21 protein-coding genes and 4 tRNA genes are annotated in these 26,429 nt (G+C 53.8%); 5 read left to right on the forward strand and 20 right to left on the reverse strand.

What is annotated here, in order from left to right; translation table 11 throughout:
• Nucleotides 1-55: 55 nt before the first annotated feature.
• From B9K09_RS15060 to B9K09_RS15075, 4 genes are all read right to left on the reverse strand, one after another.
• A complete protein-coding gene (locus tag B9K09_RS15060) occupies nucleotides 56-670 on the reverse strand; it encodes a TIGR04282 family arsenosugar biosynthesis glycosyltransferase (RefSeq protein WP_087517580.1) in 615 nt (204 codons plus the stop codon).
• Nucleotides 667-1,359, reverse strand: coding sequence for a TIGR04283 family arsenosugar biosynthesis glycosyltransferase (locus tag B9K09_RS15065; RefSeq protein WP_087517581.1), 693 nt, complete (start codon nucleotides 1,357-1,359; stop codon nucleotides 667-669). The genes B9K09_RS15060 and B9K09_RS15065 overlap by 4 nt, the downstream gene beginning before the upstream one ends.
• Complete coding sequence (locus B9K09_RS15070; RefSeq protein ID WP_256574045.1) at nucleotides 1,356-2,897, reverse strand: MFS transporter; 1,542 nt, start codon at nucleotides 2,895-2,897, stop codon at nucleotides 1,356-1,358. Before B9K09_RS15070 ends, B9K09_RS15065 begins: the two co-directional genes overlap by 4 nt.
• Nucleotides 2,898-3,249: 352 nt before the next feature.
• Nucleotides 3,250-4,491: a glutamine synthetase family protein gene (locus tag B9K09_RS15075; protein ID WP_177408729.1), complete on the reverse strand. Its 1,242-nt coding sequence runs from the start codon at nucleotides 4,489-4,491 to the stop codon at nucleotides 3,250-3,252.
• A gap of 443 nt (nucleotides 4,492-4,934) precedes the next feature.
• Between B9K09_RS15075 and B9K09_RS15080 the strand changes: the two genes are divergently transcribed.
• A complete protein-coding gene (locus B9K09_RS15080; protein ID WP_087517583.1) occupies nucleotides 4,935-5,471 on the forward strand; it encodes a phage infection protein in 537 nt (178 codons plus the stop codon).
• Nucleotides 5,472-5,543: 72 nt separating this feature from the next.
• On the opposite strand, the gene B9K09_RS15085 is transcribed toward B9K09_RS15080, so the two are convergent.
• A complete protein-coding gene (locus tag B9K09_RS15085) occupies nucleotides 5,544-6,209 on the reverse strand; it encodes a YceH family protein (protein ID WP_087517584.1) in 666 nt (221 codons plus the stop codon).
• Nucleotides 6,210-6,526: 317 nt separating this feature from the next.
• Here B9K09_RS15085 and sstT point away from each other — a divergent pair, with 317 nt between their 5' ends.
• Nucleotides 6,527-7,753, forward strand: a complete 1,227-nt coding sequence (sstT, locus tag B9K09_RS15090; RefSeq protein WP_087517585.1) for a serine/threonine transporter SstT — start codon at nucleotides 6,527-6,529, stop codon at nucleotides 7,751-7,753.
• A 52-nt stretch (nucleotides 7,754-7,805) separates the two neighbouring features.
• Here the strand turns inward: sstT and B9K09_RS15095 are convergent.
• The 3 genes from B9K09_RS15095 to B9K09_RS15105 all read right to left on the reverse strand — a co-directional run bounded on the left by B9K09_RS15095 (nucleotide 7,806) and on the right by B9K09_RS15105 (nucleotide 12,620).
• Nucleotides 7,806-7,880, reverse strand: a tRNA-Arg gene (locus tag B9K09_RS15095).
• 141 nt (nucleotides 7,881-8,021) lie between these two features.
• Nucleotides 8,022-9,077: a Glu/Leu/Phe/Val dehydrogenase dimerization domain-containing protein gene (locus B9K09_RS15100; protein WP_087517586.1), complete on the reverse strand. Its 1,056-nt coding sequence runs from the start codon at nucleotides 9,075-9,077 to the stop codon at nucleotides 8,022-8,024.
• Between the two features lie 75 nt (nucleotides 9,078-9,152).
• Nucleotides 9,153-12,620: an indolepyruvate ferredoxin oxidoreductase family protein gene (locus B9K09_RS15105; RefSeq protein WP_087517587.1), complete on the reverse strand. Its 3,468-nt coding sequence runs from the start codon at nucleotides 12,618-12,620 to the stop codon at nucleotides 9,153-9,155.
• 197 nt (nucleotides 12,621-12,817) lie between these two features.
• On the opposite strand from B9K09_RS15105, the gene B9K09_RS15110 reads away from it, so the two are divergent.
• On the forward strand, nucleotides 12,818-13,285 hold the full coding sequence (locus B9K09_RS15110) for an Lrp/AsnC family transcriptional regulator (protein WP_087517588.1): 468 nt from the start codon (nucleotides 12,818-12,820) through the stop codon (nucleotides 13,283-13,285).
• A 23-nt stretch (nucleotides 13,286-13,308) separates the two neighbouring features.
• Here the strand turns inward: B9K09_RS15110 and phnN are convergent, their stop codons facing one another.
• Both phnN and phnH read right to left on the reverse strand, forming a co-directional pair.
• Nucleotides 13,309-13,875, reverse strand: a complete 567-nt coding sequence (gene phnN / locus B9K09_RS15115; protein ID WP_087517589.1) for a phosphonate metabolism protein/1,5-bisphosphokinase (PRPP-forming) PhnN — start codon at nucleotides 13,873-13,875, stop codon at nucleotides 13,309-13,311.
• A gap of 126 nt (nucleotides 13,876-14,001) precedes the next feature.
• Complete coding sequence (gene phnH, locus B9K09_RS15120; protein WP_087517590.1) at nucleotides 14,002-14,649, reverse strand: phosphonate C-P lyase system protein PhnH; 648 nt, start codon at nucleotides 14,647-14,649, stop codon at nucleotides 14,002-14,004.
• A gap of 508 nt (nucleotides 14,650-15,157) precedes the next feature.
• On the opposite strand from phnH, the gene B9K09_RS15125 reads away from it, so the two are divergent.
• Nucleotides 15,158-15,484 (forward strand): Arc family DNA-binding protein, encoded by a 327-nt coding sequence (locus tag B9K09_RS15125; RefSeq protein ID WP_087517591.1) that lies wholly within the window; start codon nucleotides 15,158-15,160, stop codon nucleotides 15,482-15,484.
• A gap of 104 nt (nucleotides 15,485-15,588) precedes the next feature.
• Here the strand turns inward: B9K09_RS15125 and B9K09_RS15130 are convergent, their stop codons facing one another.
• The 4 genes from B9K09_RS15130 to mgtE form a co-directional block, all read right to left on the reverse strand.
• The gene (locus B9K09_RS15130) at nucleotides 15,589-16,725 is read right to left on the reverse strand and encodes a sodium ion-translocating decarboxylase subunit beta (protein ID WP_087517592.1); all 1,137 of its coding nucleotides are present in this window, start codon (nucleotides 16,723-16,725) and stop codon (nucleotides 15,589-15,591) included.
• A 9-nt stretch (nucleotides 16,726-16,734) separates the two neighbouring features.
• Complete coding sequence (oadA, locus tag B9K09_RS15135) at nucleotides 16,735-18,519, reverse strand: sodium-extruding oxaloacetate decarboxylase subunit alpha (protein ID WP_087517593.1); 1,785 nt, start codon at nucleotides 18,517-18,519, stop codon at nucleotides 16,735-16,737.
• Between the two features lie 24 nt (nucleotides 18,520-18,543).
• Nucleotides 18,544-18,798: an OadG family protein gene (locus tag B9K09_RS15140; protein ID WP_087517594.1), complete on the reverse strand. Its 255-nt coding sequence runs from the start codon at nucleotides 18,796-18,798 to the stop codon at nucleotides 18,544-18,546.
• 262 nt (nucleotides 18,799-19,060) lie between these two features.
• The gene (gene mgtE, locus B9K09_RS15145; protein ID WP_087517595.1) at nucleotides 19,061-20,503 is read right to left on the reverse strand and encodes a magnesium transporter; all 1,443 of its coding nucleotides are present in this window, start codon (nucleotides 20,501-20,503) and stop codon (nucleotides 19,061-19,063) included.
• A 471-nt stretch (nucleotides 20,504-20,974) separates the two neighbouring features.
• Here mgtE and bamE point away from each other — a divergent pair, with 471 nt between their 5' ends.
• Nucleotides 20,975-21,454: an outer membrane protein assembly factor BamE gene (bamE, locus tag B9K09_RS15150; RefSeq protein ID WP_087517596.1), complete on the forward strand. Its 480-nt coding sequence runs from the start codon at nucleotides 20,975-20,977 to the stop codon at nucleotides 21,452-21,454.
• A 79-nt stretch (nucleotides 21,455-21,533) separates the two neighbouring features.
• On the opposite strand, the gene B9K09_RS15155 is transcribed toward bamE, so the two are convergent.
• The 6 genes from B9K09_RS15155 to alaS form a co-directional block, all read right to left on the reverse strand.
• Nucleotides 21,534-21,610, reverse strand: a tRNA-Arg gene (locus B9K09_RS15155).
• Between the two features lie 72 nt (nucleotides 21,611-21,682).
• Nucleotides 21,683-21,759, reverse strand: a tRNA-Arg gene (locus B9K09_RS15160).
• A 107-nt stretch (nucleotides 21,760-21,866) separates the two neighbouring features.
• Nucleotides 21,867-21,957 (reverse strand) — tRNA-Ser (locus tag B9K09_RS15165).
• A gap of 61 nt (nucleotides 21,958-22,018) precedes the next feature.
• Nucleotides 22,019-22,204: a carbon storage regulator CsrA gene (gene csrA / locus B9K09_RS15170; protein ID WP_010490393.1), complete on the reverse strand. Its 186-nt coding sequence runs from the start codon at nucleotides 22,202-22,204 to the stop codon at nucleotides 22,019-22,021.
• Between the two features lie 187 nt (nucleotides 22,205-22,391).
• Nucleotides 22,392-23,627: an aspartate kinase gene (locus B9K09_RS15175; RefSeq protein ID WP_087517597.1), complete on the reverse strand. Its 1,236-nt coding sequence runs from the start codon at nucleotides 23,625-23,627 to the stop codon at nucleotides 22,392-22,394.
• Nucleotides 23,628-23,709: 82 nt separating this feature from the next.
• Nucleotides 23,710-26,334 (reverse strand): alanine--tRNA ligase, encoded by a 2,625-nt coding sequence (gene alaS / locus B9K09_RS15180; RefSeq protein ID WP_087517598.1) that lies wholly within the window; start codon nucleotides 26,332-26,334, stop codon nucleotides 23,710-23,712.
• Nucleotides 26,335-26,429: the final 95 nt, after the last annotated feature.

Genomic DNA, 26,429 nt, shown 5'->3' on the forward strand with positions numbered 1-26,429 from the left:
CTATGCGCACAGCGCTCCTGGGAGAGTCGCTTGCAGAGCAGCGCACAGAGACGCCTTAACCAACCTGGATACCTAAACTCGCCAAGCGCGGCAGGTCTTCAGGGCGGTCAACATCCCAAAGCACTGGCAATAACTGATAACGCCACTCCATCTCGGCTAAACGCGCTTGCGTGAGGCGCAGCACTTCGTCTGTTCCCCAAGGCATATTACTGAACAAGCGTGAATCGTTTTGCCGCAGCCCCAGCAGCACATAACCGCCGTCCTCGGCCGGGCCCAGCACTGCAGGCGTATCAACCAGAGCGGCTCGCGCTTGCATCAGGTAATCGGCACTCAGTGCAGGGCAATCATTGCCAATCAACATAACCGCATCACTTTCAACCAAGCCCAATGCAGTGATACAACGCATACGCTCACCAAGATCGCCCGCTGGCTGCTCTACGACCGTCCAGCCATGTTGCTCCGCCAGCGCTTGCAGCGCAGTATCGGGACCATCATCGAGCCACAAAAAGCGCTGGGAAAAACCATCACCTAAACGGCTCAATGCGCGCTCGACCAAGCGCCGCTGCAAGTCGCAGGCACCTTCAGGCCCAAGCGCTGGAATTAATCTGGTTTTGACCTGACCAGGGCGCGGCGCACGCGCCAACATATGTAAAGAAACAGCTAAGCTCATGACCGTGGCCCTCGGTGATACTGGCGTGCCAATGACTCAGGACTCACGCCAAAATAATACCCAAGCCGTATGCGCCACATTAATACGACTGTGCGCAAGATGCCATTCTGCTCCCAACGTCGGCTGGATGTTAGTAAAGCCGGACGCAAACACCTTGGCCGAACAAGTACCCTGAGCCGACGGCAAAGGTCAACGTCTTCCATCAGCGGAATACTGGCGTAACCGTTCAACGACTCAAAGGTCTTGCGCGCAACAAAAATCCCTTGGTCACCTGTAGCAATCGCACTCACTCGCGAGCGAAGGTTAATCATCGCGCCAATTAACCGCAACAGCATGCCCTTCCCCGACAAACGCACATCAAAGCGACCCCAAAGAGGCTGCTCCAGCAAAGTATCAAGCAAGCTTTGGATTGACCCGGGGTCAACCCGCGTATCAGCATGGACAAACCACAGGTAATCGCCATGTGCTGCCGCAGCGCCTGTGTTCATCTGCAGCGCTCGCCCAGGCTTGCTCGACAGCAGCTGATCGACCCATGAAGCAGCAACTGCGCAAGTCGCATCTTCACTGGCGCCATCGACCAAGATTATCTCAGCACCTGCCGTGCGCAGCGCAGCTAAGTCACGCAACAACAAAGGCAAGGCTTGAGCCTCGTTACGAGCCGGAATGATGATGCTAAGCAGCGGCCTCACGCATTACCATCCTTGGACGAGTCAGGCTGTTCAGGATCCTGCGTCGAAGCTTCTTGTGTATCACTATCGACCGAAGCGACGACAGCCTCCTCAGTTGAAACCGGCTCAGCTCCATCGGTGTACGCAGCAGTATCTACATCAGCATCCGCTGCCACAGCTGCCGCCGCGACCGCTGAAGCTGTCACCACCGCAGCAGCAATGGTCGCCAGTTCAACCTCCGCAGCGCTAGCGTCAGCCATAGCTTGCGCTGCAAGCTGCTCATCTTCGCCGTCGACGTGGTCATCGCACATATGCTCTTGCACATACTGTTCTTCGTTACGCGGATCAAGCGCGGCAACCAGCGGCGAGCTGGCCATACCTTCAGGCATGGCAATGTGATGCAGCGGCGCTTCATCAACCTGATGCACATGCGTAACCTTGGCTGTGCGCACAAAACCAACCAGCACCAAACCACTTAAAGCAGTGAATGCATAAAGCATGTTGGCGCCGAGAAAGCGCATTAAAAAACCGACCAACATCGGCCCAATCGCCGCACCCACACCAAACACCACCAACAACATCACCGTCAGCGATACCCGGCGCTCACTCTCAACGTGGTCATTGGCAAACGCCACCGCCAGAGGGTAAAGACTGAACAACATAATGCTCACCGCAAAACCGCACGCAAACAGCAGCTCGACAGGCGCTTCCTGCAACACCGCAAGCGGCAGTGCGGTCACACTCAACAACCCGGCACAACCACGAATCAGTTTGACCCGGTCGGCACGGTCAGATAACCAACCTAGCGGCACCTGAGCCAGCAAGCCGGCGAGAATGCAACAGCCCATGAACAGACCAACCTGTTCGGTACTCAAGCCCATGCGTGAGCCGTACAAGGGACCCAGGCCATAAAAGGAGCCGATCAGCAAACCAGCAACACCGATGGTCAGCAACGACAACGGCACGCGCTTAAGGAAGAAGCGCATTTCCAGCGGCGCAGGATGCAGCGGTGCCGGGTGAAGTTTGCGAGTCAGCGCGACAGGCACCAGACACAACGCAAAACACAGGGCAACCATCATCAACAGCTCGACGCTGAGCTCAGGGTGCACGACCAGAACGAGCTGGCCCAGAATCAAACCAAGATACGAAGCGCCCATGTAACCCGCAAACACCTTGCCACGCTGACTTGGCCCTGCCTGCTCGTTCAACCAACTCTCGATCACCATGTATTGGCACATCATGCATAAGCCTACGACCAGTCGCAGCGCCAGCCAGACAGGTAGAAAAGCAGTCATACCGTGGCCGAGCACCGCAGCCGTGACGATACCGGCACAGGCAACATAGGCTCGAATATGGCCAACCCTGGCAATCAGCCGGTGTCCCAGCTTGCCGCCGAGTACCAAGCCCAGATAGTTCGCGGTCATCAACGCACCCACCCAAAGACCATCCGCGGTCTCGGCAAGGCGCAAGCCTAGATAAGTACTCAGCAAACCCGAACCGAGCAACATCAACAACGTAGCAAAATACAACGAACTAAATGACTTGAAGATCATCGTCATGGGCAGTGCAACTCTCCTGGAACACCTCGACGACCCTGATGATCGACGTAATAGTCCAAAATAAAATGTCGGCGCCCTTCTATGCGGCGACGATCAGGCTAGACCAATGCGCTGCCCTGCATGCAAACACGATTACATGACGCGGTTTCGCGCAAAAATTTTAGACGCACCAATGAGATGCCAAGTAACGATAAGGCTGTCGGATGGCGACAACCCTACGTTTAGAGAGCTCAATGCAGCAAATGCTACATGAGTAGATGAGTCATTATTGTTCAACTCCAGCTTAGGCCGGAGTTGCAGGCGCTGCCAGTTCTCACATGCAGCAACGCCTGCCGTCCAATTGTATTACGCGCTAGGCGTGTGCCGCCAGAACGCGTCGCTCCCAAGGTGTAATTTCATCAAAGAAACTGGTCAGCTCCATCGACTTGGTGGCGATATAACCTTCAACAAACTCTGCACCAAACAACTCAACAGCCGCCGAGCTGGCACGTAGTTTTTCGATTGCTGCATGCATGGTGCACGGCAAGGTCAACTCTTGCGGCACATCAAAGTCTCCTTGAATCGGTTCGCTCGGCTGCAACTCATGTTCAATCCCGTACAAACCCGCCGCCAAACTGGCAGCCAGTGCCAAGTAAGGGTTGGCATCGGCACCCGGCAAACGGTTTTCAACGCGACGCGCAACCGGCGAGCTCGCGGGAATACGCAAACCTGCTGCACGGTTATCTTCTGACCAACACGCATTATTTGGCGAAGCGTAAGGGTGGCAGAGGCGCTGATAGGAGTTGACGTGCGGCGCGAACAACAAGGTGAAGTCAGCCAACAATGCTTGCTGACCACCGATAAAGTTGTAGAACGCAGGTGTCGCCTGATCATCTGCCGCGGTGAAAATGTTCTTGCCACTGCCCTGCTCAATCACGCTCTGATGAATGTGCATCGAGCTGCCTGGCGTATGCGCCAGCGGTTTAGCCATGCATACCACGGTCAAGCCATGTTTAAGCGCAACCTCTTTGAGCATGTGCTTGAACATGAAGGTCTGATCCGCCAGCAACAGTGGATCACCGTGTAATAGATTAATTTCAAACTGGCTAACGCCCATTTCATGCATAAAGGTATCGCGCGGTAATCCCAGCGCTTCCATGCATTTATACACTTCACTGAAAAACGGACGCAGACCATTGTTGGAGCTCACGCTGAATGCCGAGCAGCCATCCTCACGACGCCCATCCAAGCCGAGTGGTGGCTTGAACGCCTGCATTGGGTCTGTGTTCGGTGCGAATACGAAAAACTCGAGCTCAGTGGCAACGATTGGCTGCCACCCCTTCGCGGCATAGCGAGCGATCACTTGCTTGAGCAGGCCCCGCGTCGAAAGACCTGAGATTTGCCCGTCGAATTCATCCGCATCACATATAGCCAGCGCGCGCGGCGACTCACTCCAAGGCAAGCGGTGTATCTGCGTAGGCTCGGCAATCAGTGCAAGGTCACTGTCATCGCTGCCGTAAAACTTCGCGTCAGGGTAGCCGCCCATCATGCACTGCAACAGCACTCCACGCGCCAACTGCAGACGGCGCCCCTCAAGAAAGCCAGCGGCGGTCATCACCTTGCCACGCGGCACACCATTGAGGTCAGGGGTCACACATTCAATTTCATCAACCCCGTGAAGTAACTCTTGCAGCTCTGGACGACTCGTACTGCTCATCTTGCATTCCTTGTTATTGGCGGTGCCCGTCTGCGACGGCTAGGCGCACAAAATAAGCATCACATGTTCGAAATATCAAGCACTGGAATGCAGCAAACCGTGCATATATTTAGATAGCTTGCTATTACATCTATTAAATTGATTTTATAGATTCAAACTAAAAGCCTCATAGCTAACGCCTAAAATCGTCTAAAAAAATACAATATATTCATATATATCAATTACTTAACACAACTATTAAGTGCATCGATATTTACCATTCACCAAGTCAACTTTTTAATCGATTTTTTGTGAGTAACATGGAACCCATACCTACTTACCGCCCCCACAAGGAGCCACACATGAAAAAGCAAATTCTCGCCAGCCTGATCCTGGTCACTTTGTCCGCTAGCGCTTTCGCACTCCCAGAAACCGCTCAACAGTCAATTAACATCACCCCGATCGCTGCTGATGGTGCCGACCGCACTGGTGTTAACCGTGTCGCTGAAGACGGCTTCGATCGCACCAACATTAACCGTGTTGCCGAAGATGGCTTCGATCGCACCAACATTAACCGTGTTGCCGAAGATGGCTTCGATCGCACCAACATTAACCGTGTTGCCGAAGATGGCTTCGATCGCACCAACATTAACCGTGTTGCTGAAGATGGCTTCGACCGCACCAACATTAACCGTGTTGCTGAAGATGGCTTCGACCGCACCAACATTAACCGTGTTGCTGAAGATGGTTTCGACCGCACCAACGTTAACCGTGTTGCTGAAGATGGCTTCGATCGCACCAACGTTAACCGTGTTGCTGAAGATGGCTTCGATCGCACCAACGTTAACCGTGTTGCCGAAGGTGGTTCCGACCGCACTGCAATCGGTCGCATCAGCTAACACCACCGCTACAAGCTCTAAAAACAAAAGGCGCCTATCAAGGCGCCTTTGTATTTTTACCAGCCAAAGCATTTAACCTTCCAAACGCTCCAGTCGCTGCTCTAGCTCGGCAATTTTTAACTCGAGTGTCTGTAGCCGTCCTTCATATTGGTCTTTTGCCACACTTCTGCTTTCTTGCCCGGCTGCGCTCGCCTCTATCGATGCTTGCAAGTGCGCCGCGTCACCCAGCAAATGCATATACCTATCTTCGCGCTGCCCAGCCTGTTTGGGTACATGACATACCAATTGACGGCCGATTAACCGCTCAAGGTTGTACTGCACCTGTTCGGCATCATCGAAAGCGTGCAAACGCAGGCTGCGCGTCAGCAGCTCATTGATCGTTTGCGGACCTCTGAGCAGCAACAGCCCCGTCAACGCAAGCTGCGGCGCAACCAATTCAAGGGTTTTATCAGCGCGTTGCTCCCAACGATCCGCCCGACTGCCCATTACCAAGCGCGCCAGTTGCTGCGTCTCCAAACTGCGCAGCGCTTGACCCACCTCGCCTTGAGTCATATTCATCAGCGGTTCGCGATTGGTTTTCTGGTTGCAGGCCAGGACCAATGCGTTCTGGGTCAACGGATAAACTTCGGGGGTTGTCGCTTGCTTCTCAATCAGACACCCCAGCACGCGCAGCTCATTGGCGGATAATTGCAGGCCCGCCTGTTCACTGCCTTCAGTCTCAAGCACTTGGTCATTCATAGTGACGAATCTCAAACTGGTGATAGCCCAGCCTAACCCGAGGCGAAGCAGGCGACTATCAACATCTACATATGCGCAACCCTTTGTCTGCCCGCAATGATCTGGCAGACGCCCTTTTGGCGGCATTGTGCTAGAGTCCGCCGCTGATTTTTAAGCCAAGACTGCTTACTAAACCCAAGCAGTACTTGGCGAATCGCTGGACGCTGCCGCTCCAAACCTACTGAGACATGACAAAAGCCTCTAAAACGGTCCGTTTCAAGCTATCCGCAAGAGGTTTGAGCGCGCAGCTCACTCGCAGACAATACGAGACGCATGCTATGACTGATGTCCAACAAAATCCTTTGCTACGCCTGCTTAACCGCACCAGTTTGGTTAGCCAAATTATTATTGGCCTGATTGCCGGTATCGCGCTGGCCTTCTTCCTGCCAAGCCTCGCCTTGAAAGTTTCACTACTCGGCAATGTTTTTGTATCCGCACTGAAAGCCGTCGCGCCGGTGCTGGTATTTATATTGGTCGCTGCATCCATCGCCAATCACCAGCACGGCCAACAGACGCACATCCGTCCCATTCTATTGCTTTATCTACTGGGCACTTTTACTGCAGCCATTATTGCTGTGATCGCCAGCTTTGCCTTCCCATCAAGTCTGACACTGGTGAGCAACAGCGCTGAACTGTCGCCACCGGGCGGTATCAGTGAAGTACTCACCACCCTGCTGATGAATATCGTCGACAACCCGGTCAACGCACTGCTCAACGGCAACTTCATTGGCATTTTGGCGTGGGCAATCGGCTTGGGCTTTGCCTTCCGCCACGCCGCACCCGGCAGCAAGCAAATACTCAGCGATCTCTCGAGCGCTGTGACCTCAATTGTCAAAATGGTAATCCGCCTAGCACCACTGGGCATCTTTGGTCTCGTCGCAGCAACGCTGGCTGAAACCGGCATGAGCGCCCTGCTCGACTACTTGCACCTGCTGCTGGTATTGGTCGGCTGCATGCTCTTCGTTGCCTTGGTGGTCAACCCGATCATCGTCTTCTGCAAGATCCGCCGTAACCCATACCCGCTGGTCTTCACCTGCCTGCGTGAAAGCGGTATTACTGCGTTTTTCACCCGCAGCTCGGCGGCCAACATTCCGGTAAACCTGCAGCTTTGCCAGCGTCTGGGTCTGCATGAGGAGACTTACTCAGTCTCGATCCCACTGGGCGCAACCATCAACATGGCGGGCGCAGCCATCACCATTACGGTGCTAACCCTGGCGGCAGTTCACACGCTGGGTATTACGATTGACCTGCCGACAGCTATCCTGCTGAGCCTGCTGGCTTCAATCAGTGCCTGTGGTGCCTCTGGGGTTGCCGGTGGTTCGCTGCTGCTGATCCCGCTGGCATGCAGCCTGTTTGGCATTCCGAATGATGTGGCCATGCAAGTTGTGGCAGTTGGCTTCATCATCGGGATTGTGCAGGACTCTGCCGAAACCGCACTTAACTCTTCGACCGATGCCCTGTTCACTGCAGCGGCCTGTCTCGGCCACACGCGCAAAACTGGCTAAACTGACGTCGCTGAAATGAAAAAGGCTTACGCATTGCGTAAGCCTTTTTATTTGGCGTCCCCTACTGGAGTCGAACCAGTATCTAGCCCTTAGGAGGGGCTTGTTCTATCCATTAAACTAAGGAGACAGAGCGGATAAGCAACCCACAGCATTTGTGCAAGGTTACTCGTAACCGGCCGGCATGTTACCCAGCCTCGATAGATTTGTCATGCATGAGCAACGTCAGCATAAGCAAATCATCCGCACTAAACCAGGCAAGCGACTCAGTCTACTGACCGCCAAAACGCTCTTCAGCCAGTTGATCAGCAACGGCTGTGGTGGTTTTGCCTTCACTTTCGGCACGCTTGAATATCTGCTCAAGCGTCGTACCAATGCCTTCGATATGTGTCTTCAGCTCAAGCGCGCTGCCGCCGCTACGCTCAAAGTAGATATCAATAATTCCGCCAGCATTAATCGCGTAATCCGGTGCGTACAACACACCTTTACTGAGTAACTCTTGCGCCAGCTGTGCATCAGCCAATTGATTATTCGCCGCACCCGCAACAATCGGTGCACGCAAGACATCCAAAACTTGCAAATTGATGATGCCACCCATGGCACACGGCGCGAAAACATCAACATCCAATCCATAGATATCACTCTGCGTTACCGCTTTAGCGCCCAGTTGCTCGACTGCCCGGCGCACATTGGCTTCAACAATATCGCACACCCACACCTGCGCCCCAGCGTCACGCAGATGCTTGGCCAAGCTGAAACCAACTTGGCCAACCCCCTGAATAGCGACGCGTAGACCGTTAAGATCATCACGCCCCAGACGTTGTTTGACCGCAACTTTGATCCCCACAAACACACCGTAAGCCGTCGCCGGTGATGGATCACCGCTGCGCTGACCACCTTCAAGGGTTTCACGTACGCCAGCGCCAGCAACATGACGCGTACGCTCAGCCATAATCTGCATTTCTGCAACACCGGTGCCAGAGTCAGCTGCGGTGATATAGCGGCCGCCTAAACTGTCGACAAAATCGCCCATTGCTTGAAACAAGGCAGTGCTTTTAGCGGTATGCGGATCCCCAATAATCACCGCTTTACCACCGCCCAGCGGCAAATTCGCCAGCGCTGATTTATAGGTCATGCCGCGTGACAGCCTGAGCACATCACGTAACGCGGCTTGATCATCGACGTAAGGCCACATCCGGCAGCCGCCTAGCGCTGGCCCCAGGTTGCGGTTATGAATCGCAATTATTGCTTTTAACCCGCTCGCTTTATCGTGACCAAACACCACCTGTTGATGGTGATCGAACTCGACATGTGAGAACACTGACATTAACAATCCTCAACTTATAGTTATTGATGGCGAGGGCTAACCGAGCCCTCGCCAGATAGGTGTGATCAGCCCGTGCTAGGCGGCTGGTTCGTAGAGTTTGACTGCGGATATTTCGCTGACCAGCATGCGTGCCTGCAACTCGCTGGCGAGTATTTTGGCCTGCGCAGTCGCGTGTTCCTTGATATGGCCATAACCACGAATCTGCTCAGGAACCTCCGCCAGAGCCACCGCTGCGTCGTAGTTACCTGCGTGCAGGTTAGTGATGATGAAAGCCACAGTCTGCTGATATTGCTCCAGCAGTTGATGCTCCATTTTGCGTTCGACGCTGTAACCGAATGGGTCCAGCGGCGTGCCACGCAGAAACTTAAATTTAGCCAACACAGCAAAGGCCTTGAGCATCCACGGACCAAATTTTCGTTTACGCGGCTCACCGGTCGTTGATGAACGATCACTCAACCAAGAAGGCGCCAGATAAAACTGCAGCGTGTAATCACCTTCAAACTGCGCTTGCAACTGCTTGATAAACTCACCGTCGCTATACAGCCGCGCCACTTCGTATTCATCTTTGTAAGCCAAGAGTTTGAAGTAATAGCGCGCCACCGCTTTGCTTAGACGCTGCTCTGCATGGCTATCAATTTTCTCTACCTGCTCGACCAACTTGCGATAACCCTGCGCATACGCAGCGCTTTGGTACTGGGTCAAATAGCCGACCCGGAACTCAACAATCTCCTTCAGGGTTTCACTACGAGGGACTTGGCTAATTACTGGTTTGGCCAAGCGCTCAACTGCAGCGATGTCATGCGCCGCACGGCGCCCCCAGAGAAACGCCTGCTGGTTAAGTTCGACCGCAACGCCATTTAGCTCAATAGCCTTGTTGATTGCCTCGGCAGAAACCGGAACAAAGCCTTTTTGATAGGCATAACCGAGCATGAATAAGTTGGTTGCAATGGTGTCGCCCAACAAGCGAGTTGCCAGACTCGTTGCATCAACAAAATGAGTTTTAGCAGCACCTACTGCCTCAACCAACGCCTCGCGCATCTGCGCCCCCGGCACTTGCGCGTCAGGGTTACGGGTGAATTCAGCCGTTGCCGCTTCATGACTGTTGATCACCGCATGGGCGATTTGATCATTAAGCTTGGCCAATGCGTCTTCGCTGGCTGCAACCACGAGATCGCAGCCCAGCAGCAAATCAGCCTCGCCAGCCGCAATACGCACGGCGAAGATATCGTCCTGCTTGGCAGCAATACGAATATGGGTCACCACCGGACCAAATTTTTGTGCCAATCCGGCTTGGTCCAGCACGCTGCAACCTTTGCCCTCAATATGCGCGGCCATGCCCAGCAGTGCGCCAACGGTTGTGACACCACTACCGCCAACACCCGGCAGGAGGATATTCCACGGCCGCTTCAAGTCTGGCTTACGCGGCTCAGGCAATGCGATGAACAGCGCGTTCACACCCACAGCTTCAGGCTTGCGCAAGCTACCGCCATGCACGGTTACAAAGCTTGGGCAAAAGCCCTCAACGCAGCTGAAATCCTTATTGCAGGCGTTCTGATCAATCTCACGCTTGCGCCCCAACTCTGTTTCCAGCGGCAACACCGCCAGACAGTTGGATTTAACACTGCAGTCGCCACAGCCTTCGCAAACTGCGGGGTTGATAAAGGCGCGCTTTTGCGGATCAACCAACTTACCGCGCTTGCGCCGGCGACGTTTTTCAGTGGCACAGGTTTGGTCGTAGATGATCACCGAAACGCCTTTGAATTCACGTAACTCACGCTGAACTGCGTCCAGGTCAAGGCGATGGTGAAAGCTGACGATCGGTGCAAAGCCATCACGACTCGGGTATTTATCCGGCTCATCACTGACCAGAGCGATACGTTTGACCCCTTCGGCAAACACTTGCTGGCTGAGCTGGTCGACACGTAGCTCACCATCAATCGGCTGGCCACCGGTCATGGCCACCGCGTCGTTGTAGAGGATTTTATAGGTAATGTTGACCCCGGCAGCGACAGCCGCTCGCAGCGCCAACTGCCCTGAGTGAAAGTAAGTGCCGTCACCCAAGTTCTGGAAAATATGCGGTGTATCGGTAAATGGCGCCTGACCGATCCACGTAGCGCCCTCGCCGCCCATCTGGGTGAATGTATCGGTGTTGCGATCCATCCACTGAGTCATGTAATGACAACCAATGCCGCCCTGCGCACGACTGCCTTCAGGCAGTTTGGTCGAGGTATTATGTGGGCAGCCTGAACAAAAATGCGGCGTGCGCACGGTGGTGTGTTTTGGCGCGGCAAGCGAGGCTTCTTTGGCAGCCAAAAACGCCAGTCGGGCCTGAATTTGCTCGCTGCTGTAAATCGGTTCAAGACGCTTGGCGATTGCTCGCGCAATCATCGCTGGAGTCAGTTCACTGAGGTTCGGCAACAACGACTTACCGGTTTCATCAAACTCGCCAACCACCCGCGGACGCTTGCCCACTGGCCAGTTATAAAGCTGGCCGGTAAGTTGGTCCTCAATAATGCCGCGCTTCTCTTCCACTACCAGAATTTCATCAAGACCTTCGGCAAACTGATGCACCGAAACAGGTTCCAGCGGCCAGCTCATCCCGACCTTGAATACGCGCAACCCAACCTGAGCACATAAATCCTCGTCTAACCCTAGATCCTCAAGGGCTTGGCGAACGTCCAGATAAGATTTCCCCGTGGTGATAATGCCCAACCGCGGGTTAGGTGAGTCGAGCTTCACCTGATTCAGGTTATTGGCCAAGGCAAACGCCCGCGCGGCGTAAATTTTGTAGATATTTAAGCGTTTTTCCTGCACCAGCGGTGGATCTGGCCAGCGGATATGGACACCGTCTTCCGGCAGTTCGAAATCGGTTGGATACTTGACCTCTATGCGCAGCGGATCGACATCAACCACCGCAGATGAGTCAACATTTTCGGCGATGGTTTTCAGTGCAACCCAGCAACCGCTGTAGCGCGAAAGCTCCCAACCGATGATCCCGTAGTCGAGAATTTCCTGAACATTGGACGGGTTCAGTACCGGGATAGAGGCTGCGATAAACGCGTGCTCACTCTGGTTGGCGATACTCGATGACTTACAGCCGTGATCATCACCTGCCAGCAATAACACGCCGCCATGCTTCGATACGCCTGCGGAGTTACCGTGTTTGAACACATCACCACAGCGATCAACACCGGGGCCCTTGCCGTACCACATGGCAAATACGCCGTCGTAGCGCGCACCGGGAAACAGATTGGTTTGCTGACTGCCCCACACCGAGGTAGCTGCCAACTCTTCGTTGACCCCTGGCTGGAAGTGGATGTGGTTGTCTTTGAGAAACTGCTTGGCTTCCCACAGGCTTTTATCCAGGTTGCCCAGTGGCGAGCCGCGGTAGCCGGAGATAAAGCAGGCGGTACTCAGCCCTTGAGCTACGTCGCGCTGCTTTTGCAGCATGGGTAAACGAGTCAAAGCTTGAGTGCCAGTCAGGTAAAGATGACCAGTTGCAAGGCGATACTTGTCATCCAGGCGGATTTCGGCCAGAGACATGTGGGCGCTCCTTTTATTATTTTGGCGACCTAGGCGGCATCGGTTATTGCCACCTTCATTTATCAGCGCAGGATCTCCGCGCTGACATCTGCCTAAGAATATGACTCGTCGGTACTGATTTTTTATTTCTAAATTGGCAGAAAAACGTCAATACTGAGCATGAGCTATCCAATAAAAACAACCAAACTGGATTATTCATGCAAGAAAAATTGAGTCCCATCGATCGCAAGATTTTGCGCTTGCTGCAACACAATGCCGACCTGTCGGCTGCTGAGATCGCAGAACGGGTTGAGTTGTCACAATCACCTTGCTGGCGGCGGATTCACCGCATGCAAGAAGAAGGCTTGATTGAGCGCAAAGTTGCCCTGCTCAGCCATAAACAACTGGGCTTCAGCACAACAGTGTTTGTCGACATCAAATTATCGGCGCACGGGCGCAACAATCTAGAAGAGTTTGAGAAAGCTATTGTTGGCTACCCGCAAGTATTGGAGTGCCACACCATGGCTGGTGGCTCGGACTATTTGCTTAAAGTCGTGGCCAAGGACATCGCGAGTTACGAGCGCTTCTTACGCGATCATTTGCTACAGCGCCCGCATGTACAGGAAGCGCACTCACACATCGCCATGAGCGAGGTCAAGCGCACCACAGAATTGCCCTTGGATTAGCCAATAACTAGATTAGCCAATAACTAGGCGCATGCGCGTTTGGGTCCGATCAGACTGATCAGGCTCGCAACTGTTTGCTCGAAGTCATTGGAGTTGTCCAGCACCACCAACTGCTCATCACCTGCAGCCACTTCGTTGGTGAATCGCGCATTGCGCGCTAATCGCTGTTCGATCTCAGGCTCACTTTCACGCCCACGCTTGAGTAGACGCTCACGTAACACCGCGTCATCAACCTTAAGCAATACGGCCAGCATGTCTGGATAACGCACTCGCGCCTCAGACAAATACGCACGTGAGCCGTTAACCAACACGTTATCACCAGCGGCCAGCCACGCATTTATTTGCCTGGGAATGCCGTACGCCAAGCCATTCGCCTGCCAACTCATGGCGAATGCACCCACCCATTTCTGCTCATCAAAGGCGGTAGGCGACAGCGATATCGCATCCTCACCCACAGCCTCAGCAGAACGCGTGATAACTCTGCGTGCAACGCGACAACCCATCTCAGCCAGTTGTTCGCGGGCAGCATTTAATAGGCTGTCCTTGCCGGACCCCGAAGGACCAATGAGATAGATCAACCTACCCGCCATCAAAACACCTTAATGCTAAAAACAGTGACTATCCGAGAGGGAATCATAGGCCTTGTCACGCCCAACAAACACCCCTGCTGCGACCGTCTGGATGTTTTATCACCACGCCGGGCGAATGTTCATGGCTCAAGCACCTAATTCTGTATCGGCCTCGCTCGCAAACACATGAGTACTGCGCGGCAAAGCCAACAACTGTCGACCCGCTGAAAAATATATATCCAGGCCTTGGGGGAAATTATTGCGGGCGCTACGTTGCTCCCAGAACGTTTCAGCTAACGGAAGACGCACACGCCTGACGTCAATCACGCCATTGCGCTGTACTTGTTTGATACCGGGGCCGCGCCAACGCAACTCGGGCCCAGCAGCTAAATTATCCAGCTGAACAATCAAGGTGCATGCACGGCCCGGGCAGGCATCAAGTCCATTGTCGAAATCAGCCAGATTATCCAGCTCAGCCACTCCCAACAATGCAAAACGCGCTGCCTGGCGCAACTCAACAAACGTACAGCCGCAATGAATAGCCAAAGCCATGCGCAAACCTGGAGTGTCCAAGCTTGGCCCTAGCCACACCTGCGAATCCACATCCAACAAGGCCACGCACAAAGCAAATGTCGCCTCATCAAGCGGCGACTGCACATACATCCACTCATCAGCCCGCTGAATCTGCCCCGGTGCAGCCATCGCCTGCCGTGCAAGTGAGAAGCTGGCCCTGACCTTCAGCACTGGCGAGTCGAGCTCGCGTTTCAAGCACATCACACTGAGTGCCGCACTCATCAGCCTGTCTCCTCTGCATCACATCTTCAACACTAGCCAGTTTGACTTGAAGCGCCATACACCGCTGGTCAGTAGCTACCTGCTTTTAGCTGACGCGCACTCGCCAAAAGCCAAAATGATGTCAAAATAGAACTACACTTCAAAGTAATCACTAAGACTCAAGTACCTAGCTTTCGAACAAAACTAGCACTCAAAGGTGTCAATGAAGTGACCCTTTACCGCCAACAAACAATTCACTCTGGCCTTTATTCACGGGCTAAAAATGTGGGAGTTGGCCTATTTATGCCGAGCAAAGCTCAAATAAACCATGCTCGGCTGGCAATCGGTTTTAGATTCAATGAAAATACGCCGTATAATTGGCGTCAAAAAGTCACCTGAATTTCCACTGCATCTTAATGATATGGATTGCATTTCTAGCTGAACGGCTAGGCAGAAATATGGTCATAACCGGTGACAATTATGCAGCTCAACGCACGCATCGATCCTCTGACTAACCGGTTTCCAAAGTATGCGACCTATGAAACAAGCTACCTACTCCAGCCGCACAGCTGACAAATTTGTTGTTCGTTTACCTGACGGTATGCGCGAGCGTATTGCTGATGTAGCGCGGAATCACCACCGCAGCATGAACTCGGAAATTATTGCCCGCCTGGAGCAAAGCATGCTTCAGGAAGGCAGTCTGGACGACGAACTCAATGTACGCCTAGACAGCCCTGAGCTGTCGCTTCATGAGCGCGAGCTGCTTCAGCGTTTTCGTCAACTCACGCGCAGGCAACAAAATGCTCTTGTGGCACTCATTGCCCACGATGCCGAAATGGCGGCAGAAGAAGCTTAAGCAACACAATTAAAAAACCGGCCTTAGCCGGTTTTTTATTGCCTCAAATAAACTGAATCAGTGCCGCACTAGCGGCGACACTTGCTGCCATCATCAGCGTAAAGCTAGCCAACGAAACTGAGCAATACCCCAGCCGCAACGGCTGAACCAATCACTCCCGCAACATTTGGTCCCATGGCGTGCATCAGCAGGAAGTTCTGCGGGTTAGCTTCCAGGCCAACCTTATTCGACACTCGCGCCGCCATTGGCACTGCCGAAACCCCAGCCGAACCAATCAATGGATTAATCTTGTTGCTGCTGAACAGGTTCATTGCTTTAGCCATCAGCACGCCAGCTGCCGTACCGCCGCAAAAAGCCACCATCCCCAACGACAATATGCCCAATGTCTTTAGCTGCAGGAAAGACTCGGCTGAAAGCTTGGAGCCCACGGTCAATCCCAAGCAAATTGTGACAATGTTGATCAGCGCATTGCGTGAGGTCTCAGCCAATCGCTCAACCACGCCCGCCTCGCGTAACAAGTTACCAAAGGCAAACATGCCCACCAGCGGCGCCGCATCTGGCAGCAACATGCCCACCAGCAGACACAGGATCAACGGGAAGATAATCTTTTCAGCCTGACCCACAGGTCGCAGCTGCTTCATTACGATCGAGCGCTCTTCTTTAGTGGTCAGTGCGCGCATGATCGGCGGTTGGATCAACGGCACCAGCGCCATGTAAGAGTACGCAGCGACGGCAATAGGCCCGAGCAGATCTGGCGCCAGCTTAGCCGTTACGAAAATGGATGTTGGGCCATCCGCACCACCGATAATCGCAATAGAAGCCGCTTCGCGCAGGGTAAATTCAAGCCCTGGAATACCCAACGATGCTAAAGCCAGCGCACCAATCAGTGTGGCAAAAATACCGAACTGCGCAGCTGCGCCAAGAAACAGCGTTTTGGGATTCGCCAACATCGGACCAAAATCAGTCATGGCCCCAACACCCATAAAGATCAGCAATGGGAACACGCTGGTAGGCAGGCCCACTTCGTAGAACAGGTGCAGAATGCCATTGCCCTCAGCCATACCCGCAACGGGAATATTGGCTAGCAAGCCGCCAAACCCAATCGGTATCAACAACAGCGGCTCAAAGCCTTTCTTGATAGCCAGATAAATCAGCACCAAGCAAATCACGATCATCAGTGCCTGACCAGGCTCCAGATGATACAAGCCGGTGCTCTGCCATAACTTCAGGAGCTTTTCCATTAGTCTCCCCTAGCCGATAGTCAGCAGGCTATCGCCCACTGCCACAGCATCACCCACCTTGGTATTGACCGCACCGATGGTGCCCGCCCTGAATGCACGCACCTCAGTTTCCATCTTCATGGCTTCAAGGATGATCACCAATTGCCCCTCCTCAACCACATCGCCCGGCTTAACCAGCACCTTAAAGATGTTGCCTGCCAGTGGTGCAACTTGAGGCTCGCCACCCGTTACCGGCGCAGCGGCCGCAGGGACAGGTGCGCCATTACCGAGCGACTTGAGACCGGTGATATCACCGCCCTCGTTAACTTCAACGACGTAGTCCTGACCTTTGACCGAAACGGTGTACACCGCGGGTTTTCCTGGCTCAGCCTGAACAACTTCCTGACCACTCGGCGCAGGCTCGAAGGCCGATGGATTACCGCGATTCTGCAGAAACTTGAGGCCAATCTGCGGGAACAGTGCATAGGTCAGAACATCATCGACCGCATCAGCCGCCAAGGCGAAGCCCTGTTCTTTGGCAATAGCCGCAAGTTCTGCGCTGAGCTTGTCCATTTCATCGTCGATCAGGTCGGCAGGACGACAGGTAATGGCCTGCGCCCCGTCGAGAACACGCTCTTGCAACTGCTTATTGAATGGCGCAGGCGCCGAACCGTATTCCCCCTTGAGAATGCCAGCCGCTTCTTTAGTGATGGACTTATAACGCTCGCCTGTCAGGACGTTGATCACAGCCTGAGTGCCGACGATTTGTGAGGTAGGCGTAACCAATGGAATAAACCCAAGGTCCTCGCGCACACGCGGGATCTCTGCCAGCACCTGGTCAAATTTGTCCTGGGCGCCCTGTTCCTTGAGTTGGCCTTCCATGTTCGTGAGCATGCCACCCGGCACTTGAGCGACGAGGATTCGCGAGTCGATGCCCTTCAGGCTGCCTTCGAACTTTGCGTACTTTTTCCGCACTTCACGGAAGTACGCAGCAATCTCTTCTAGCAACAGCAGGTCGAGCCCAGTATCGCGCTCAGTCCCTTGGAACATCGCCACAACAGACTCAGTGGGTGAGTGACCGTACGTCATCGACAACGATGAGATCGCGGTATCGACGTTATCGATTCCCGCCTCAACCGCCTTCAGGATGGCCACACTGGACAAGCCAGCAGTCGCGTGGCATTGCATGTGAATCGGAATCGACAGGCTGGCTTTCATCCGCGTCACCAACTCAAACGCGGTATAAGGCGTCAGGATGCCGGCCATATCTTTGATAGCGATGGAGTCGGCCCCCATGTCCTCGATCTGCTTGGACAGGTCCAGCCACATATCCAGCGTATGCACCGGGCTGGTGGTATAGGAAATCGTGCCCTGTGCATGCTTACCTTGCTGCTTAACGGCTTTGAGCGCCGTAGCCAGGTTGCGCGGATCGTTCATCGCGTCGAACACACGGAATACATCAACACCATTAACTGCCGCACGCTCTACGAACTTCTCAACTACATCGTCCGCATAGTGGCGATAGCCGAGTAGATTTTGTCCGCGCAGGAGCATCTGCTGGCGAGTATTGGGCATCGCCTGCTTCAACTGGCGGATGCGTTCCCACGGGTCTTCGCCGAGATAACGAATGCATGAGTCAAAGGTTGCACCACCCCACGACTCAACCGACCAGAAGCCGACCTTATCCAGCTTCGGAGCGATTGGCAGCATGTCCTCAAGGCGCACACGCGTTGCCAGAATCGATTGATGTGCATCACGCAGCACTACATCGGTAATACCTAACGCACGCTGATTAGCCGTGTTGGTAACTGTCATCACTAAATCCCTGTCTACTGTAGATCAACCGCGGCGTGCGCGATGCTGATGAATAGCGGCCTGAATCGCTTCCAGCACATCGGCTGGGGGCTCCTGAGCATTACTGATCACTGCAGCCGGAGCGCGAGCTGGGGTCGGCACCGCAGCGGGTGCAAACCGCTCTAGCAGTCGCGACATGATGCGAATCGACAGCACCAGAAGCGTCAGGAAAACAAACACCGACCCCATGCCAAACAGCATGAGCTCGACACCTTCGAGCACAAGATTAGTTGAAGCCATGACCCGTCCTTTTAGCGACAATTGCTACTATCTGGCCTACTTGAACGCCAAGCAAAGTTGCCGAACCTTAGCTTGAAACAAGCGTTTGAGCAAACCCCTTAATACTGGTGAATATGCAGCCACAAGTAGGCCAGCTCCAGGCCTAGCGAACGACTAGGCCACAGAACCAAAACAATAAGGCGAACAATGACAGCACACACCATTGGCAGCGCGCGCATCGGGGCTCATACCGAGCCCCGGATGCAGGAACCTGAGTAGGCCCCTAGATAAGAAACAGTGAAGCCAGCCCGAGGAAGATAAAGAAACCGCCGCTATCAGTCACTGCAGTAATCATCACGCTAGCCCCCAACGCAGGGTCACGCCCCATGCGCACCAACGTCATCGGAATCAGCACACCCATCAGTGCTGCAAGCAACAAATTAAGCGTCATCGCTGCGGTCATCACTATGCCCAGCGAATAACTGTCATAGAGAATCCAGGCCACAGCGCCAATCACGCCCCCCCAGACCACTCCGTTGATCAGTGATACCGCCAGCTCTTTGCGCAGCAAGCGCGAGGTATTACCGGTACTCACCTGATCCAGCGCCATCGCACGCACGATCATGGTGATCGTTTGGTTACCGGAGTTACCGCCAATACCCGCAACAATCGGCATCAGTGCCGCCAGCGCCACCAGCTTCTCAATTGAGCCTTCAAAGAGGCCAATCACGCGTGACGCCATGAAGGCGGTGATTAGATTGATCGCCAACCACGCCCAACGGTTACGCAGTGATTTCCAGACCGAGGCGAAGATGTCCTCCTCTTCGCGCAGACCCGCCATATTGAGGACTTCGCTTTCGCTCTCCTCACGGATCAGGTCGACCATTTCATCGATAGTCAAACGACCAATCAGCTTGCCGCCTTTATCCACCACCGGCGTTGAAATAAGGTCATAGCGCTCAAATGCCTGGGCGGCGTCGTAGGCATCTTCGTCCGGGTGAAAACTCACCGGATCAGTGGCCATGACTTCACCGACTATTTTTTCTGGGTCATTAACCAACAAACGCTTAACCGGCAAAACACCTTTAAGCACGCCATCGTGATCGACGACGAATAATTTATCGGTGTGCCCCGGCAGTTCTTTCAAGCGGCGCAGATAACGCAACACGACTTCAAGGGAGACATCCTCACGGATGGTCACCATTTCGAAGTCCATCAATGCACCGACCTGATCCTCTTCATACGACAACGCTGAGCGGACGCGCTCACGCTGTTGCGCATCAAGGGTTTCCATCAGCTCATGAACAATGTCACGCGGTAACTCAGAGGCCAGATCAGCCAGCTCGTCAGCGTCCATCTCCATCGCGGCTGCAAGGATCTCGTGATCCTCCATGTCAGCCAGCAAGGTTTCACGAACGGCATCGGACACTTCGAGCAAGATATCGCCGTCACGCTCTGCCTTGACCAACTGCCAGATAGTCAGGCGGTCTTCAAGCGGCAAGGCTTCAAGGATGTGCGCAACGTCAGCCGAGTGCAGCTCATCGAGCTTGCGCTGGAGTTCGGCGAGGTTTTGCCGGTGCACCAGGTTTTCAACCAAGTCCCGGTGATGGCCTTCCTGACGATGCGCCAGGTCTTCAACGAGCTTTTGCTTATGCAACAGCTCAACCACCTGAGCCAGGCGATCCTGCAGGCTTTCTTGTGGCTTTTTAGCTTCTACTTCAGTCATGTGGCGCACTCCATCCCCAGCGACGGTGCACGCCAAAGGGGATCAATCAGTCAGTCCGTGATTGCACAATCGAGATTCGATGTAACTACTGGGTAAGTCCATGGTGGTATTCCACAAGCCTCGGCGAGGCTGACGCAAACGATGATAACACTGCTCTGACGCATTGCACGTTACAAAAGTTTCCAAGAACAAATGGTTACACGGAAAACCTCAGCGCTGGAATAGCTCGCCAACGCTGCCGGAATCACGCAAGACAGCCTCATGCAAACCAATCTCATACAAACAACGCTAACGACACCTGAGACAACTTCGCACGGCAACGCTGTCCATTCGTTAGGCTGCTAAACGAAGCGTTGATCAACGTTAATAGATCTTGCCCAGCAATGCGACGCACGCCCAAAGCTGCAAGACACTTACACGGTAAACAGCCTAGCGACTCACGCGCATTGCGACCGTCAAGGAGGACGATCCATGCATAAGTTTGCGCTCTTCGCGCTTTACGCACTAATAACCCTGCCACAGAGCTTATATGCGGCGAGTGTTTATCGCTGCGAAGATAGCCAAGGCAACCTGACATTCACCAGCCACGGTTGTCCTCCTGAGCATAGACAACAGCTTGAGAACCCGCGAAACCTGACTCCAGGTAGCGGCAAACCCATCCCAATGGCAACACCCAAACGCCGCATCAGCAAACAAACCAATACGTCTGCCACGATTGTCGGTGAACGCCAGGATGGTTGTGGCAATCGCGTCACAGGCAAGCCAAGGCGCACTGCGATGATCAAGAAACAGATACTGGCGGGAATGACCAAGACCGATGTAGAGAGCGCGCTAGGCAGCCCGCAAAAGGTCGATCGCAGCAATGGGCGGCTCACCTACTACTATCAAGACTTGCAGGGCAACAAAAGCAAAGTCAGCTTTGATCAAGCAGGCTGCGTCAAAAGCAAGTAAACACCTACAGCAGACACGTTTTTTTGCGCACAATAAAAAAGGGCCTGCATCGCTGCAGGCCCTTTTTTGTACCGCTATATGGTGCACTCAGGAGGATTCGAACCTCCGACCGCTCGGTTCGTAGCCGAGTACTCTATCCAGCTGAGCTATGAGTGCATTTGTGCTTTTTTAAACCAGTTCACCTCTGGTTAAACGAGTAGCCTTACCGCAGTAAGACAACTTCGAATATGGTGCACTCAGGAGGATTCGAACCTCCGACCGCTCGGTTCGTAGCCGAGTACTCTATCCAGCTGAGCTATGAGTGCACTAAAGCGTGCGCATTATAGGGAACTTAAAACTAAATTCAACCGTTAAATTTAATAATTTCAATAACTTATCAAACTAACGAGGACCAACCCTATACTGCAAAATATGGCGGAGAAGGGGGGATTCGAACCCCCGACACCCTTTTGAGATGTACTCCCTTAGCAGGGGAGCGCCTTCGGCCACTCGGCCACCTCTCCGCAACACGGGGCGCATGATAACCATGTTTTCCCCGTTTGCAAAGCCAAAATTTCAATTAAATTAATGGCTTGGTTCTTCGTCTTTCTCTTTTTGGATTCGCTGGTAAATTTCTTCACGGTGCACGGCTACTTCTTTCGGGGCGTTAACCCCAATGCGCACCTGATTACCTTTGACGCCAAGTACGGTGACAGTGACTTCATCACCCACCATTAGGGTCTCTCCGACCCTGCGAGTCAGAATCAGCATTCCTTTCACCTCATGGAAATTGAACGGGACAACAGTCTGCAAATATAAAATGGTGTCGGCGCTACGAATTACAAGTAAAGCCTTCACCCAAGTATTGACCAGTAAAGCAGAAAAAAAATTTCCTACCCTCGTGGTCAAAAAAGACAAAAGGCGCAGGTTTTAAGCCGCGCCTTTTGAATATCTTGATCTAGTCGCCCTGACGAGTCGGGGCATCTAGATCGAAAGCTGTATGCAACGCGCGCACTGCCAACTCCAGATACTTCTCTTCGATAACCACCGAGACCTTTATCTCAGAGGTCGAAATCATCTGAATATTTATGTTTTCTTTCGCCAACGCTTCAAACATTTGACTGGCAACTCCCGCGTGCGAGCGCATACCAACCCCAACGATAGAGACCTTGGCGATTTTGGTGTCACCCACTACCTCGCGAGCACCCAGCTCACGCGCGGTGTTTTCCAACACCTGCTGAGCATTCAGGTAATCGTTGCGGTGCACGGTGAAGGTAAAGTCGGTGGTGTTATCGTGCGCGATGTTCTGCACGATCATGTCCACTTCAATGTTTGCCGAGCTAATCGGCCCTAGAATCTTGAAGGCAACGCCCGGAACATCCGGAACTCCACGGATAGTCAGCTTGGCTTCGTCGCGGTTGAAAGCGATGCCGGAGATGATCGGCTGTTCCATGGTTTCCTCTTCATCAATAGTAATGAGGGTACCTGGCCCCTCTTGAAAGCTGTGCAGCACGCGCAGCGGAACGTTGTATTTGCCCGCGAACTCAACGGCGCGAATTTGCAGCACCTTCGAGCCTAAGCTGGCCATTTCAAGCATTTCTTCAAAGGTAATCTTATCCAGGCGCTGGGCCTGCGAGACAACCCTTGGGTCGGTGGTGTAAACGCCATCGACGTCGGTATAAATCTGGCATTCATCGGCTTTCAATGCCGCAGCCAGTGCAACACCGGTGGTATCCGAGCCGCCACGCCCCAGCGTGGTGATGTTGCCGTGCTCATCAACCCCCTGAAAACCTGCAACCACAACCACACGCCCCTCCTTTAGGTCGGTACGCAGCTTGTTGTCATCGATCTGTAGAATTCGCGCCTTATTATGCGCGCTATCCGTCAAAATTCGTACCTGATTACCGGTATAAGAAATAGCCGGAACACCGCGTTTGATCAGGGCCATGGCCAACAGGGCAATAGTCACCTGCTCACCCGTTGAAACCATGACATCCAGTTCACGCGGGACTGGCTGATCGCCAATCTGTCTAGCCAACTCAATCAGACGATTGGTTTCGCCGCTCATGGCAGAAACCACGACGACAATGTCATCACCGCGCTCGCGGAATTTCTTAACCTTTTCGGCAACCTGCTCGATACGCTCGACAGTGCCGACCGAGGTGCCTCCAAACTTCTGTACGATCAAAGCCATTTCAATGCCGCCTAAGCCCGCGAAGGGCGCCCATTAAACTTGTAACCACCCGCCAGCATTGGACGGGCACAAATCACAGCTGTTACAGACCTTGCTCGGCAAACGTTGCCGCAAGTGCCAGTGCAGCGTCCACAGCGCCAGCGTCAACACCACCGCCTTGCGCCATATCTGGACGACCACCACCCTTACCGCCTACGGCTGCTGCCGCTTGCTTCATCAGGTCACCGGCCTTGAGTTTGGCGGTCAAATCCTGAGTTACACCCGCGACCAGTACCACCTTGTCGTCGAGCACCCCACCGAGCAGGATCACTGCGCTGCCGAGCTTATTCTTGAGCTGATCAACCATTGCCAGCAAGGCCTTACCATCAAGGCCATCAACACGGGCGCCAAGCACCTTGACGCCTTTGATTTCAACTGCCGAACCGGCCAGGTCGTTACCGGCGGCGCTGGCGGCTTTAGCCTTGAGCTGCTCCAGCTCCTTTTCCAGTTGACGATTACGCTCGATCACGCCCGATAATTTGTCCAACAGGTTTTCACGGCTGCCTTTAACCAGCGCAGCGGCTTCCTTTAATTGCTCTTCGGCGCCATTCAAATAGGCAAGTGCCTGCGCGCCGGTAACCGCTTCAATACGACGAACACCAGCAGCCACACCGGCTTCGCTGGTGATCTTGAACAAGCCAATATCACCCGTACGTGAAACGTGAGTACCGCCACACAGCTCAACTGAGAAGCCGTCACCCATGGTCAATACACGCACATCGTCACCGTACTTCTCACCAAACAGGGCCATCGCGCCCTTGGCTTTAGCGGTTTCGATATCAGTTTCGTCGGTCTCGACTTCGCTGTTCTTACGCACTTCGGCGTTAACAATGTCTTCCAGCGCCTTGAGCTGCTCTGGCCTGATCGCCTCAAAGTGGCTGAAGTCGAAGCGCAGTCGCTGGCTATCAACCAATGAGCCTTTCTGGGTAACGTGATCACCCAACACCTGGCGCAGCGCGGCGTGCAGCAAATGTGTGGCCGAGTGATTCAAAGCGGTTGCCTGACGCACCTCCGCAGCCACTTCAGCCTTGACTGATGCACCAACAGCCAAGCTGCCTTGAGTGATAATACCGTGGTGCAAGAATGCACCACCCGCCTTGGTGGTATCCCGCACATCAAAGCGCACACCAGCACCTTCCAGATAGCCGCTGTCACCGATCTGCCCGCCGGACTCTGCATAGAAAGGCGTTTGATCGAGAACAACCACGCCCTCCTCGCCCGAAGCTAGCGTGTCGACAGCCTGGCCATCCTTAAACAAAGCGATAATCTTGCCGCTACCCGAAGTGCCCTCGTAACCGAGGAAACGCGTGTCGCTGTCGACCTTGACCAGGTTGTTGTAATCCATGCCGAAGGAGCTAGCCGAGCGCGCACGTTCACGTTGAGCCTGCATTTCGCGCTCAAAGCCATCTTCGTCAATGGTCAGCTCACGCTCACGAGCGATGTCAGCCGTAAGGTCAACCGGGAAACCAAAGGTGTCATAAAGCTTGAACACCACATCGCCCGGAATCACATTGCCTTTAAGCTCAAGCAAGTCTTGCTCGAGGATTTTAAGGCCCTGCTCCAGCGTTTTCGCGAACTGCTCTTCTTCAGTTTTCAGCACGCGCTCGATATGTGCCTGCTGCTGCTTGAGCTCAGTAAATGCCTCGCCCATTTCAGCCACCAGTGCAGCGACGATCTTGTAGAAGAAGCTGCCTTTGGCGCCCAGCTTGTTACCGTGACGGCATGCACGACGGACGATACGGCGCAACACGTAGCCACGACCTTCATTCGACGGGGTGATGCCGTCAGCAATCAGAAAGCCGCACGAACGGATGTGATCAGCCACAACCTTTAACGAAGCCTGACCGTCATTGGTACAACCAATGGCTTTGGCCGAAGCATGTAACAAGCTTTGGAACAGGTCGATATCGTAGTTCGAATTGACGTGCTGAAGCACAGCGCTGATGCGCTCAAGACCCATGCCGGTATCAACACTTGGCGCTGGCAGTGGGTGCATTACACCGTCTGCTGTGCGGTTGAACTGCATGAATACGTTATTCCAGATTTCGATATAGCGGTCGCCATCTTCTTCAGGTGAGCCCGGAGGACCACCCCAAATGTGCTCGCCATGATCGAAGAAAATCTCAGTGCATGGGCCACAAGGGCCGGTATCACCCATCGCCCAGAAGTTATCCGAGGCGTACGGCGCACCTTTATTGTCGCCAATGCGGATCATCCGCTCGGCAGGCACACCTACTTGCTGAGTCCAGATATCAAACGCTTCGTCGTCGCTGGCGTAAACCGTGACCCAAAGTTTTTCCTTTGGCAGGTTCAGCCACTTATCGGACGTCAGAAACTCCCACGCGTAATGAATCGCATCACGCTTGAAGTAGTCGCCGAAGCTGAAATTGCCGAGCATCTCGAAGAAGGTGTGATGACGCGCGGTGTAGCCGACGTTTTCCAAATCATTGTGCTTACCGCCCGCACGCACACATTTCTGACTGGTGGTAGCACGGGTGTAGGCGCGTTTTTCCAGACCGAGAAAGCAATCTTTGAACTGATTCATACCCGCGTTAGTAAACAGCAGGGTCGGGTCGTTACCCGGAATCAGTGAGCTTGAGGCGACGCGAGTGTGCCCCTTTTCTTCGAAGAAGCGGAGGAAGGCTTCACGGATTTCTGCGCTTTTCATAGACTTTTCCACGGAATTAGGCGGTATTTCGTAGCATTCAAAGCATAGAAGGCGACGGCTAGCATCAGCCAAAACAGCTCGACTACGCTCATGAC

Source organism: Pseudomonas sp. M30-35 (assembly GCF_002163625.1).
Lineage (GTDB): Bacteria > Pseudomonadota > Gammaproteobacteria > Pseudomonadales > Pseudomonadaceae > Aquipseudomonas.

Coding starts and splice junctions, on each gene's coding strand:
- sstT (WP_087517585.1), top strand. CDS start 6,527: ATGACTGATGTCCAACAAAATCCTTTGCTACGCCTGCTTAACCGCACC.
- B9K09_RS15085 (WP_087517584.1), bottom strand. CDS start 6,209: ATGAATGACCAAGTGCTTGAGACTGAAGGCAGTGAACAGGCGGGCCTG.
- B9K09_RS15130 (WP_087517592.1), bottom strand. CDS start 16,725: ATGGAAAAGCTCCTGAAGTTATGGCAGAGCACCGGCTTGTATCATCTG.
- B9K09_RS15110 (WP_087517588.1), top strand. CDS start 12,818: ATGCAAGAAAAATTGAGTCCCATCGATCGCAAGATTTTGCGCTTGCTG.
- mgtE (WP_087517595.1), bottom strand. CDS start 20,503: ATGACTGAAGTAGAAGCTAAAAAGCCACAAGAAAGCCTGCAGGATCGC.
- phnH (WP_087517590.1), bottom strand. CDS start 14,649: ATGAGTGCGGCACTCAGTGTGATGTGCTTGAAACGCGAGCTCGACTCG.
- B9K09_RS15060 (WP_087517580.1), bottom strand. CDS start 670: ATGAGCTTAGCTGTTTCTTTACATATGTTGGCGCGTGCGCCGCGCCCT.
- B9K09_RS15105 (WP_087517587.1), bottom strand. CDS start 12,620: ATGTCTCTGGCCGAAATCCGCCTGGATGACAAGTATCGCCTTGCAACT.
- B9K09_RS15080 (WP_087517583.1), top strand. CDS start 4,935: ATGAAAAAGCAAATTCTCGCCAGCCTGATCCTGGTCACTTTGTCCGCT.
- B9K09_RS15125 (WP_087517591.1), top strand. CDS start 15,158: ATGCGACCTATGAAACAAGCTACCTACTCCAGCCGCACAGCTGACAAA.
- B9K09_RS15140 (WP_087517594.1), bottom strand. CDS start 18,798: ATGGCTTCAACTAATCTTGTGCTCGAAGGTGTCGAGCTCATGCTGTTT.
- oadA (WP_087517593.1), bottom strand. CDS start 18,519: ATGACAGTTACCAACACGGCTAATCAGCGTGCGTTAGGTATTACCGAT.
- B9K09_RS15175 (WP_087517597.1), bottom strand. CDS start 23,627: ATGGCTTTGATCGTACAGAAGTTTGGAGGCACCTCGGTCGGCACTGTC.
- phnN (WP_087517589.1), bottom strand. CDS start 13,875: ATGGCGGGTAGGTTGATCTATCTCATTGGTCCTTCGGGGTCCGGCAAG.
- B9K09_RS15075 (WP_177408729.1), bottom strand. CDS start 4,491: ATGACCGCCGCTGGCTTTCTTGAGGGGCGCCGTCTGCAGTTGGCGCGT.
- alaS (WP_087517598.1), bottom strand. CDS start 26,334: ATGAAAAGCGCAGAAATCCGTGAAGCCTTCCTCCGCTTCTTCGAAGAA.
- B9K09_RS15070 (WP_256574045.1), bottom strand. CDS start 2,897: ATGACGATGATCTTCAAGTCATTTAGTTCGTTGTATTTTGCTACGTTG.
- csrA (WP_010490393.1), bottom strand. CDS start 22,204: ATGCTGATTCTGACTCGCAGGGTCGGAGAGACCCTAATGGTGGGTGAT.
- bamE (WP_087517596.1), top strand. CDS start 20,975: ATGCATAAGTTTGCGCTCTTCGCGCTTTACGCACTAATAACCCTGCCA.
- B9K09_RS15100 (WP_087517586.1), bottom strand. CDS start 9,077: ATGTCAGTGTTCTCACATGTCGAGTTCGATCACCATCAACAGGTGGTG.